The organism is Jilunia laotingensis (assembly GCF_014385165.1).
GTDB lineage: Bacteria > Bacteroidota > Bacteroidia > Bacteroidales > Bacteroidaceae > Bacteroides > Bacteroides laotingensis.
Genome location: NZ_JACRTF010000001.1, coordinates 3447538 through 3460806, shown reverse-complemented (window position 1 = coordinate 3460806; position 13269 = coordinate 3447538). Strand labels below are relative to the sequence as shown.

Genomic DNA, 13269 nt, shown 5'->3' with positions numbered 1-13269 from the left:
CTTTTTAATTTTCCGTATCTACTTCCGGAACCACGATCTCCTGTACAGGACTAAAATTATATCTCTTCTGAGGGTTGCCGGTACGGATTCCAATACGAACCCAATACTTTCCGGGAGACAGTTTCTTGACATTTTTTTCTACAACCTGGAACGGTACACCCGGCTCATAATCTCCACGGGAAAATTCCTTTTTAGCTTTGATGGTATATTTTGTCTCGGAATTATTTACCCCTACATTCGGTGATTTACTGGAAATGAATACTTGCGCCTCACTCAGCGTATATAAGTCCTCATCGATGCCTTCCGTATCAATCTCCTTCTCCGTATCCTCAATCGTATACTTTATCTCCAGATTATTCTGTTTACTACCAGCAAGCGCTATCTCATTAATATTCACACGAGCATAAGGCGTCACAGAATAATGGAGTTTAGTCAGTTTATCCTTTTCAAGATATACAACCTCCGGTTCGGGAGCATAAAAAGCCCCCTCTTTTAAAGTGATACGATATTTTCCTGAGAAAATCTTCGTATTCTGAAAGGTCCCGTCTGCCTTTCCCCAAAAGAACTGAGATTGAGTGTTAGCATGGCCGGCTTCCTCCCAACTCAATTCATAATATTCGATTTTATAACTATTGGCGGCTTCTCCCTGCAAAGGTTCGTTTGTCTTTTTATCGACTACAGTTCCTTCCAAACCGGAATTCGGAGCTTCATAATTATCATATTCAAAATATCCACAAGAAGAAAGGAGCAATGCAGATAGACTAAAAATATAATATAACTTTTTCATATTCACTTACCTTTTCAATTATAATATGGATTTTGTATTAACTTCCCGTTTTTAGCAATTTCACCATCAGGAATTCTTTCATAATACATCTTGGCTGAGAACGTATAATAGTACTTGTTTGCAGCAGACTCCTCAAAAACATATTTCTGTTTATTGATATCAAAATAAGGACACAATCCTGTATACTGTTTTGTTTCTATTACTTTATCGGCAATTCGCCAACGTCTCAGATCCCAATACGTTTGATTTTCAAAAGCCAGTTCTATTCTTCTTTCATGACGGACTCTGTCAACGGTCAGTTCCGATGAAGAAAGTTGTTTGATATCAGCCCGCTTACGAATATCATTGATCCATACCAAAGCATCATCCAAATGCTGTCCCATTTCTACGGCTGCCTCGATTCCATTCAAGAGAACTTCGGCATATCTGAAATCAATCCAGTGCTGTTCGGAATAGCTTTCAAGTATTTCGGCAGTCGGCAGGTTTTCATTCAAATATTTACGCATAAAGAAGCCTGTCATGTTCCCGGAATAGTTTCCACATCCACTCTTACCTACAATGTGATAAACCTTTCCGTCTTTAGCCGTGTAAACAGCTTTTTCATAATCAACCGCATCTTCCTTTTTAGAACCATCTTCCAAAATCAGTCCTTTTTGGATAGAGCAAGCTTCTCCTTTGAATTTTGCATTCGGATATATAATCGAACCTCCAAAGCGTGCATCCATGTTTTCAAACAATTCCGACGGATCATCAAAATAGGCACCTCTAGCTCTTTCAGCAAAGTTAGCTGGTGTACCATCCTTACGCTCAAACATTTCTACAAATTCTAAAGTAGGATTCATATTCGAAGAGAATCCACTTCCGCGATATTGATAAGGGACGAAATATACATCCCATCCATGCGCATTAATATTGCGTTGGAAATACTTCACGAAAATATTTTCCGGACTATCTTCCGCCAAGAAAAGTTCTGCAAAGTTCTTCTCTTTATCCGCATTCTTTTCATATAAAGAGAATTTCCGGGACTTTTCAATCTCTTTTACCGCATCATAAGCTTGTTTAAAATAGCCATCGGATAGTGATTCTTCTATCCCGACCAAACCATTCAAATCCATCTTGCCATAACGGGCGATACTCCCTGCATAAAGCATTGCACGGGATTTTAATGCCAAAGCAGCGTATTTAGTAGCACGCCCTTTACCCAACAATGATTCGTTATCCGGTAATAATCGTGCCGCTTCATCCAAATCTTCCGCAATAAAATCATAACATTCTTTTTCCGTATTTCTCGGGACCTTTAAGACCTCAATATCACCGGTATACTCCTGAGGCTCTTTTAAAATAGGTACACCGCCATACCGCTTAACCATTGCGAAATAGTAATAAGCCCTGATAAAGTATGCTTCACCCAGCCAGGCATTACCAAGAACTCCTGAAAAGTTCTTTTGATAAGCCGGAAAGTTCTGAAGGAAATAATTGACACGGCGCACTTTTCCATAATCCCAACATCCCCACCAAGTTCCGTCACCAATGGTAGAAATATCATCCGAAGAATGACACATCGCTTCACCGGAAACATTGGGCAAACGTCCCTGACCTTTACCGGATACATTGAACCCCTGTTGGGTAAAACGAAAATCTTCTATCGGCAAATCATAGTATAGAGTAGTCATATATGATTTTATTCCGGATTCCGACTTAAAGATGGCATCATCTTGCATAATATTAATGGGTGGCACATCTAAATAATCGCAAGAACTGAAGGACATCACCATCGTCAGAAATGACACTAATATTTTATTTATTTTCATAGTCTTTCAAATTAGAATGCTAAGTTCAATCCAAAATTAAAGTTTCTCATAATCGGATACAAATACCCGTAATTACCTTCCGGATGTTCTGGATCTACAAAGTCCAAATTGGATAATGTAAACAAGTTGTACCCACTTGCAAATATTCTCAAACGATCGACCTTGAACTTTCGGGTGAGATTTTTAGGAATAGTGTAGCCGATTTCCATACTTTTCAAGCGTAGATAAGATGCATCATAAGTGGTCTGTTTGCATCGGGCATAATTTACACTATACGATCCGGCATCCCGAGTGGTAGGCCATTTTCCGGGTATCCAGTTTCCGCTTTCATCCTGACGGTATCTGTCATAAAAATGTGCCAAACCATTACCTCCAAAGCATAAAGGATATTGCAATTGTTCAAAATAGATTACATTAAATCCGCCACCGCCCTGAAACAATAGACTCACATCAAACCCTTTCCATTCAGCCGAAATAGCCGCACCGAATGTCATCTTAGGATTTCCGTTATCACCCATATGTTCATATGCATTCGGATAAACGTCATTACTGTCTATGATACCATCTCCATTCCAGTCTTCATATTTCCAGTCACCCGGCAATTGCGTAGCTCCGCCCTGTCCGTCCTGTATCGGAGAATGCCAGATATCATTCATTGAAGTGAACTGACCGTTGGAACCATAAGTCCATCCCATATCCGTATAACGGTTTGAGTATTTATTTCTCCATCTGTCATAAGAGTTGACCGCATCGCTCTCCACTATAAACCGATTCAGATGCCGGGTCAAGGCAAAATTCAAATTCACCGAATAGTTGAAATCGTTGATCTTATTTCGGTGTCCTATAACTATTTCAAAACCTTTATATAAATCCTCATTAATGTTTTCGGATGAAAGCTGAGCGCCCAAAGTGCCCGGTATTTCGCCCAATCTCGAACCTAACAGTTCGCTTCCATATTTCCAGAAAAAGTCCACTTGCGCGGATAACAGCCCATTCCATAGCTCAATATCAGTGCCGACATTCAACGACTTAATCAGATACCAAGTGATGTTTTCATTGGGGATAGCTCTGAATCCTAGCCCTTTATAGACCTCATCGCCATACACATAGCTTGCTCCCGGATAATCGTAACCTGCCAGAAATTGATAGGCCGAAGTTATATCACTTCCCATTACACCATAGGACGCTCTTAGTTTCCAGTTTGAAATAAACGACAGTTGCTCTATATTCTTCATGAAATTCTCTTCCGTAACACGGTATCCGGCAGATACGGAAGGAAAAAATCCCCAACGATGTCCCTTCGCAAATTTAGAAGAGCCATCATAACGGAAACTGGTTTCCAATAGATACTTGGCTTTATAGTCATAGTTGATACGTCCGATTAATCCCATATTGGTGGTTCTATAAACCTGATTGGCGTCAGATGTACCTATTTGCTTCTCTTCAGAACCGGCAAAAAGTTCATCTACGGCATCCATTTCAAAGTTTCTTTTAGCCCAAAGGTTATCCTCTTCTTTTGCACTCTGCTCGTATAAAAACAAGACTTTCAGGTTATGCGTATCATTAAAATTACGTTCATAGTTTAATGATGCCTGCAACAGATTTTGCATACCTTCCCAGGATTTCCCTTTTATAGAAGATGGAGAATTATAGGATTGAGGATTATAAACCTCGCTTTCCTTATCGAATTTATAAAGCGTAAATTGTTTTTGGAACTCTTTCAACCGGGTATTTCTATAATCAAAGCCATAAACAAACTTGGCACTTAATCCTTTTAAGAAAGGAGCATTATAAGTGAGTGAAAAAGTAGTATTCAAAGTCCGGTTCACATTTCTTTTATAGCCCGATTTATCAGCATTTGTTATCATTAAAGGATTCAACCCATACATTACATCATTGGGATAATCTTCATTGTTGTTTGCATAAGGAGTTTCCGTCGGCTTCAACATCCAAATAGCTTTAAACTGTTCCCAGGTATCTTTATAGGGTTGATTTTTCTCGTCTGTCATAGCACTTATCAAAACTTCCGCTTTCAGATGATCTGTAACATCAAATCCCAGATTGGTACGGATATTATAACGATGATAGTTCAGATCACCCGTTTTCCATATACCATCCTCTCCCAGATAACCAAAAGACAGAAAATATTGCGCGCGCTCTCCGCTTCCACTGGCGGATATATTGTGATGTGTTTGTGGTACAAAATTTCTCATAGCCAGGCTATACCAATCCGTAGCCCCTTCTTGCCTATAACGTTCTACATCTTCCTCGGTAAAAGTAGAATTGATCCCTCTACCCATATTTTTATCAGCTTCACGGACCAACTCGGCATATTGATACGCATTCAATACGTCCGGCATACCCGTAGGGTTCTGGAAACCTACACTACCCGTATATTCGACTTTTGTTCTGCCTTTTTCTCCTTTACGAGTCGTGACTAACAGCACTCCATCGGCAGCACGCATACCATATACGGTAGCTGATGCATCTTTCAAAACACTAATGCTCTCTATATCATTAGCCTCCAATCTTTGAAAGTCTGATACTTCCCTTACAATACCATCAATAACTATAAGTGGAGTTTTCATACCACGAATATCCATTTTAGCATCATAACTACCCGGCTCACCCGTGCGTTGTTGAATGCGCACTCCGGGCAGCTTACCTGCAAGCATATTCTGTACGTTGGAGGTCGGAGTGGCTGTCAATTCTTTAGTACTTACGGTACTGACAGCACCTGTCAAAGTTGCTTTCTTCTGTGTACCATAGCCAACAACCACGACTTCGTCCAAAGTCTGTGTATCTTCACTCAGAGTTACTTCTATCGTTGTTTTTCCTTTTACAGATACATCCTTTGTCGTAAATCCTATCAATGAAAATTGAAGAACCGATTTATCGGAAGGAATATTTAAACTAAAAGCACCGTCTATATCAGTAATGGTACCAAGAGAAGTTCCTACTATTACAATATTCACACCCGGCAAAGGTTCACCGGTCTGATCTCTCACAACACCAGATAACTTCTGTTGTTGATTGATGGCTGCCAATGCCATAGTACTATTTACTACAATCAACAGCAACAATAAAAAGAATTGTTTTTTTTTCATACATCCTATTAGAACAAGGAGGACTGGCTAAAGAGGTTAAAAGTCCCTTTTCATCCCATTTACAGGCATCTGCAAAAAGGGATTAAACAGAGTCTTAATTTAGAAACCATATCTTAGCCAGCCCCTGCTGAATACTTATTTTACAACCTTAAAAGCTTGAGCTTTCTCAGATGAAAGAATATTTATAATATATACTCCTTTATCTCTTAAAGAAATCATTTCTGTTACGTTGCTTGCAACACGTTTAGAAACCAATGTTCCATTCGTAGCATAAACACAGATTGTTTCATTTCCGTTTAATCCCTCTATTTGCACGCCTTCAGTAGTGATCGTAACATTGTAAGTAGCATTTTGGGTATATTCAAGTCCACTTTCCCCACTTGTCTGCCATTTAAATACCGGATATGGAGAAATGGTAGGATCAAGTTTCCAAACTTCATCAAAATCCCAACCTAAATCATCTTCATAGAAAGCTTCGGTTAATTCGTCAACAGTTTCACCATTATCCGAATTGGCACCAACTCCTTCTGTTACAACCTGTCCATTCACTAATACGCTAGAAAGTGCATAATTATCGGATACATCTCCCCCATTCCTTTTACCTACGATACGATGAGTTACTTCAGCTTCACCGATGATATTCTTATTTAAAGACAAGCAAGAAGTCACCGTAGCTCCATCATTAGCACCTATAATCCCACCAATATTCGTTTTACCTTCAATTGTAGAAGTTGAATAGCAATACATAACGGTTGCATTTCCCGAACTTACCAATCCGCCCACTGCGTCACCCGTCCATTCTGCTCCTTCTTCGTGAGGAGATTCCGCTTTTATGTCACAATCGATAGTATAGCAGTTAGTAATTGCAGTAGTGCCGGCACACGGGCCTGCAATCCCTCCTGCATTAGAACCCGTACCGATGTTGGAACAAGAGCTATTGATTACTCCGATTTGCTCATACACGGCATTTCGTGTGAGACCGGATAAAATGCCCAAACGTCCGCCACCAACTACATTAACATTCTCAATCAACAAATTTTTAATAGTTCCTCCATCCACAACTCCAAAGATGCTCATATCATGCGCACCCGTATCATCGCCATGCTTAGCCAATAAATTGGATATTTTATGGCCATTACCATCAAACGTTCCGCTAAAACGCTGTTCAGCTCCGTCACCGCTTCCCCATTCAGCCAATGGCCACCAGCCTCCTTCTTTTTCATAAGAAGCAAAATCCAAATCAGCCATCAATTTAAAATAAGCATTCCTGTTCTCACGAACGGCATCAAACTGTGCCGGTGTCTCAATCAGATAAGGATCAGATTTTGATCCGCTACCACCAGCATACAAATTTTCAGCCTCCTGTGCCAACGCACTCGAAGCAAACATCATACTGCAAAAACAGAATGTCGCAATTGTCTTGTAACCATTCTTTCCCATAATACTAAAGTTTTAATAGTTAATAATATAATTAGTTTTTTATAGATTTCGGACGGCAACTCATATCCCATCCAAATTTTTTATTCGGTTTGTCTCCCATTATAAATACCAATGTACCACCATTCATTATATCAGCATGCGTAATATAAGATTTCAAATATTCCTGCCCGTTCAATTCGGCAGACTGGATATATTTATTCTCCTTTGAATTATTGACTGTACATATCTCAAACGCCTTACCATCGGGCAAATCTAAAACAACTTTATCAAAAATCGGCCTGCCAAATACATACACACCATTGGAAGGATTGACCGGATAAAAGCCCAATGAAGAAAATACATACCAAGAAGACATTTGACCACAATCTTCATTTCCCTGTAATCCATCCGGCAATGCACTGTACATGTTCGAAAGTATATAATCTACTTTTTCTGCTGTTTTCCATTGCTCACCCACATACGCATATAGATAGGCCGTATGATGTCCGGGTTCGTTCCCATGAGCATATTGCCCTATTAAACCGGAAATATCCGGTGAAGCATCATTACCCAAGTCCTCATTGACCAAGAATAAACTATCCAATTTCTCCACAAAAGCATTTTCACTACCAAATAATGAAATAAGCCCTTCCACATCATGAGGTACTAACCATGTATATTGCCAAGCGTTACCTTCACAATAAGCATCATTCCGATGAGTCGAACGAACCGGATCAAAGGGGGTCAACCACGAACCGTCTGAGTTTCTCCCTCTAAAGAAATGAGTATCTTTATCCCAATATTTATGGTAAGCTAAAGCTCTTTCCGAGAAGTACCGATAATCTTCCGATTTATCCAACTTTTTTGCAACCTGAGCAACTCCCCAGTCAGCAATAGCATATTCCAAACCTTTAGCAACTGATTCATTCTCTAAATCAGCCGGAATGTACTCCTTTCCGGTCACATATGAGAGACCTTTATAATCGGACATCATTGAATTTTTGATAGCCAGATAAGCACGTTCATAATTGAAGCCTTTGATATCTTTAAGAATCGCATCCGCAATTACTGGAACCGACTGGATACCAATCATTTCATTAGTATCCGAACCATACAAATGCCATACTGGCAAACGCCCTTGCTGTTCGTTAATAGCCAACATAGAATTGATAAAATCGGGAACACGCTCGGGTTGTACCAATGTATATAATGGATGTGCCGCACGGTATGTATCCCACAACGAAAACACAGTATAATTGACAAAACCCGGATCACCATACACATTCTTATCAGTTCCCCGATATTCACCATTATAATCATTAAAAGTGATCGGTTGCATAAAAGCATGATATAAAGCTGTATAAAAAATACGTTTTGCGACAGTATCGGAAGTTTCAACCAATAACTTTGACAATTCTGCATTCCATTTGGCGGTTGCTTCATCTACCACTCTCTCAAAATTCCAATCTTTAATCTCGTATTGGATGTTAGCTGCGGCATTTTCCATGCTTACAGGTGAAATACCTACTTTGACAGAAAGCTCTTTAACAGACTCGGCAACGTTTACATTACCTTTCACATCTACTCCCTGTAAGGCATGTCCCGGTACAGCTATCGAATCATGATATAACGTCAAATGCACTGGTTGTGAAAAAACAGCCGCAAAATAAATCTGCTGTTTCTTTGACCATCCGCTAGAATAACGATAGCCTCTGACAACACTGTCATTTACTTGTTCCAAATAGGTATCCGTCGGGCGATCATCCCCATTTGCATCTTTCAGATTTATCATTACATGCTTTTCAACATTTTCAGGAAAAGTATACCGATGAAACGCAACTCTGTCCGAAGCAGTTAATTCAACTTTCACTTGATGGGATTTCAATATAACTTCATAATAACCTGGCAATGCTTTTTCAAGATCCTTAGTATAACGGGAAGCATAGCCGGACAAAGGATTTTCCTGTGTCCCTGGCTGTGTTTCCTCTTTTCCGGTATAGGGCATAAATAACAAATCGCCTGTGTCACTGCAACCGGTGCCATTGAGATGTAAATGAGAAAAACCTATTAAAATCGAATCGGAATAATGATATCCTGAACACCAATCCCAACCTTTATTTATATTATTCGGTCCAATCTGAACTGCACCAAACGGAGTAGTCACTCCTAAAAAAGTATGACCATGCCCTCCGGTGCCGATAAAGGGATCGACATAAGACACCGGCTTTTCAGTCATGAACGACTCATTCATACTATTGCATCCGAAAATCAATACGGAAGAGCTTATTAATATTAACTTTTGTAATCTCATCAGTGTTTTTTATTATTCGTCATTATTTATTCTGTCTCTTTACAGGGTGCTACCAAACAGACCTAGCTATTATTATAAAATCATTTTTCATCACGACTATTTTATTTTTGTTTGAGGCAAAAGTACATTTCAATGGTTAACAAAAGCATTAATAAAACATTAATAAATGGCCAAACAAAGACTTTTAAAGCACATTTACCGACTAAACATATTAATATTGTATTAATTTACTTTTCCAACGATTCCACCGACATTGGATGTTCCTTCTATATCACAATCTGAATAACTATTTATAATCTGACTATCTGAACTCATTGAACTGGATATACCTCCTACGCAATCTTTCGCAAAAACATATCCCCCTTTTACAAGACAATTTTCTATCACTGATTGATAGAGGGGACCGGTCAATCCTCCGGCATTAGAGCCATGATCGGACAATCTATTCTCGCATCGACTATTAATGATAGAAACATTTTCTATTTTAGAAGAAAATGTGGCTCCGCTTAAAACTCCCAAACGCCCTTCACCAATGATGACACAATTTTCAACCTTCAAATTCTTAATTTCAGCATTTTCAACTACTCCGAATATGCTAAGATCATGCGCTTTCATCTCTATATGCAAATTCGTAACCGAGTAACCATTCCCATCAAAAATTCCATTAAAGCGCTCTATCGCACGTTCACCATTCCCCCACTCTCCCAACGGCCACCATCCGCTTCCATCTTCACGAACATATCCCGAAAAATCAATATCATTCATTAAACGGAAACATTGGTTCCTGTAATTTCGTATACAATCAAATTGTTGAGGGGTCGAAATCAAAAAAGGATCTTCCTCAGTTCCCGTTCCACCGGCAAAAGGAATATTATTATCCAAATAAATACGCAAAAGTTCAAAAAAAGACGGAGCATCCAATAAGCAGATCTTTTCATCTAACTTTTTCAACTCCTCCACTACCTGCAAATACCATGTCGGATCTTTCAAAATATTTCTAAACCAGTGGAATGGAATTCCTTTTCTTTCCTTTATCCGGTTCACTATCGTTTTTGCTGCATCTTCCGGATTTATATCATTCACATCATAATCGGCACGTAATAAGGGCATATCTGCAAATAAGGTTGCATCAGAAGGCAAATGCTGGGGTACAACTCCATTGGAACTAAACGAATAATAACATTCCATACCTTCCCGGTTCAATGCCGGAGCATACCCGTCAACAATAAATCCCGTAATACTTAATCCCCATCGTTTATAATATGGTTTACAATGGTTTGACCATGCCTGCAATCCAGAAGATAAACCGGAAATACCACGAGGCTCCTGAAGCATTCCAGGACTTAAATAACCTGCTCCATTGTCAGCACTTACAAAATAATCATTCTTAGTAGCAGTCTTTCTAAAGTTATGTAACACATGAGGTACCCGTTCTTGCAATACTGGACTTATAGCCCACATCATTGGCACTTTCCCTCTATTAGGATTATCCCAAATAAAAGGGGTACATTGGCTCACCCATGATGAAGCATCATAATCACCGACATAAAACACTAAAAAGTTTCTCCCTTTTATATCCACTGTCCCATCATTTTTCAATAATCCTTTTTCTTTTAACTCCTGATGAGTCACCCATTTTTGAGGATATTCCTTCTCTAAAGGAAAATGTTGCCAGAACGATGCATTAGCCAACGCTCCGATTGAGATTGCATCCGCATCTTTAAATGCATTATATGCACTAATCAGGCGTAAAAACTCCCATTCCGTCGGAACATCGTCATGAATACCTCCTGCATGTTTCGTATATTTAAAAGCCCATGAAGGGAAACCACCTATATAACAGAATTTATCACCTTTATTCTGCTGATATGCCAATAACAACATCTCCTTGAGAGTTGCCAAATCTGTTCCTACAGACTGCTCGGGATCATCTGTTGCCGGTTCATCTCCCCATGGAGACAAGTCAAAGAAAAAAGCACGTTTACTAATAAAGAAATCATGATTATACAAGGTATGATGGTTGCGAACTGCTGCAAACGGATTCTTTTTCCAATACTGATCCAAATAATAAGCAGCATATTCTGTATTACACTTGCCCTTTTTCATATAATTTTCGATATACCAGATATAGGGATCATTTTTGATAGACCCTGTACTTTTCCGCTGAGTCCCCGGAATTATACCTTCACCCGTGAACATAGAAGTACCGTCCTTATTTATAAGCCAGCACTTTACATCCAACTTAGGACCATTTAAGACTAAACGTGTGTATAAACTTTGCTTATCTGTATCGTATCTTATAGGTAAAAGATTTTCCGCTCCTGCTACAGCTGAAGCTACATTGCTTGTAGAAGCTACATTTTCATCATACACTACTATTCCCTCTATATAGTTTGCATAGGCATCCACCAATTCTTCAATCGAATCATAAGTTATCGTCTCTTTCCTGTAAAGCCATTCTCCCTTTTTACGATATTTATTCCACCAATACTTATCAATATCCATTTGATCACGATCTACTCCAAATATATATAATTGTGGATTGTCCCTGTTAACAATTCCTTGCAAAGCTGCAATCAAATGTACATCATCCCATGTCACATTACGTCCTCCGATATCTTCCAAATCCGTTTGTAAAGTATAATGCAGATCGTATAGTCCAATTTTATCCTGAGCAAAAGCTTTATTACAGCAAAAACATAATATGCAGATTCCGCAGATAATTGTATTTCTCATATTTATAATTATATCCGAATTAGTCAATTTCAATTGCTTTCACTCCCTCAAATGTCATTTTTACAGGTTTTATATACCCATTTTCGTCAAAGTACATCTTATCTATGCAAACCTGCCTATGATTTTGGTCTGTATCTCCCAACGGACGGCGGTGGTAGACAATATACCATTCATCTTTTCCCGGAATTTGTATGACGGAATGATGTCCTGCACCTGTAGCAATTTTATCATCTTGCTGAAGAATCTTCCCGACCCGATCAAATGGGCCATATGGAGAATCGGCAATAGCATATGCCACACTATAATCCGCACCTCCCCAACTACCTTCCGACCACATGAAATAATATTTTCCATTGCGTTTTAACATAAACGGTCCTTCAACATAATTTTCCGGGGTAACGGATTTATAGTATGTACCGTCTTCAAAAGGAACAATTCTCAATAAATCAGGACTTAATTTCACCATATTGCAATGATGCCATCCTCCATAATACATATAATAACTACCGTCATCATCCCGAAAAACAAACTGATCGATGGGTTGGGCACCATTTATAATTTTATCAATCAACGGTTTTCCTAAAGCATCTTTAAAAGGTCCGGCAGGATTATCAGCGATCGCCACACCAATTCCTCCACATTGATTATCATTCTGTATATCATTACCTCCGAAAAACAAATAATATTTTCCATTCGCTTTGATAATCGCAGGTGCCCACAAAGCAAATTCAAGCCATTTTATGTTTTCGATAGATAAAACTTTAGGATGTTTAGTCCAGTGTACCAAATCTTTGGAAGAAAAAGCATCCAAATAAGTCTGAACATTATAAATTTGATGCACCGCCCTTGTTTTTTTCTTCAATTCGGGAGCATTTTCTTTTACTTCCGGAGATAAATCAGACAAAGTCGTGTAAATCCAGAATTCATTGTTAAATACAACTCCTTCGGGATCTGCATACCATCCTTCAATGGCAGGATTTCCACTACTCTCCTCTTTTATGTGTTCACAAGCCGTTAAAAGCGTAAAACTTAATAAAGCAATCAATAATTTCATGTTCTTCTTATTTATATGATTAATTCATAACAAAAATAGACATG

The 13269-nt window shown here is 38.9% G+C and carries 7 protein-coding genes; all 7 read right to left on the bottom strand.

Annotated features, from left to right (window positions below):
* Positions 1 to 4 precede the first annotated feature (4 nt).
* Positions 5 to 787, bottom strand: coding sequence for a DUF3823 domain-containing protein (locus H8744_RS13235; RefSeq protein ID WP_262435285.1), 783 nt, complete (start codon positions 785 to 787; stop codon positions 5 to 7).
* Positions 788 to 801: 14 nt separating this feature from the next.
* Positions 802 to 2598, bottom strand: coding sequence for a RagB/SusD family nutrient uptake outer membrane protein (locus tag H8744_RS13230; RefSeq protein WP_262435284.1), 1797 nt, complete (start codon positions 2596 to 2598; stop codon positions 802 to 804).
* 11 nt (positions 2599 to 2609) lie between these two features.
* On the bottom strand, positions 2610 to 5705 hold the full coding sequence (locus H8744_RS13225; RefSeq protein WP_262435283.1) for a SusC/RagA family TonB-linked outer membrane protein: 3096 nt from the start codon (positions 5703 to 5705) through the stop codon (positions 2610 to 2612).
* Between the two features lie 135 nt (positions 5706 to 5840).
* Positions 5841 to 7145 (bottom strand): hypothetical protein, encoded by a 1305-nt coding sequence (locus H8744_RS13220; RefSeq protein ID WP_262435282.1) that lies wholly within the window; start codon positions 7143 to 7145, stop codon positions 5841 to 5843.
* A gap of 31 nt (positions 7146 to 7176) precedes the next feature.
* On the bottom strand, positions 7177 to 9435 hold the full coding sequence (locus H8744_RS13215; protein ID WP_262435281.1) for a GH92 family glycosyl hydrolase: 2259 nt from the start codon (positions 9433 to 9435) through the stop codon (positions 7177 to 7179).
* Between the two features lie 222 nt (positions 9436 to 9657).
* Positions 9658 to 12171, bottom strand: coding sequence for a GxGYxYP domain-containing protein (locus tag H8744_RS13210; RefSeq protein WP_262435280.1), 2514 nt, complete (start codon positions 12169 to 12171; stop codon positions 9658 to 9660).
* Between the two features lie 19 nt (positions 12172 to 12190).
* Complete coding sequence (locus H8744_RS13205; protein ID WP_262435279.1) at positions 12191 to 13225, bottom strand: glycoside hydrolase family 43 protein; 1035 nt, start codon at positions 13223 to 13225, stop codon at positions 12191 to 12193.
* Between the last annotated feature and the right edge of the window lie 44 nt (positions 13226 to 13269).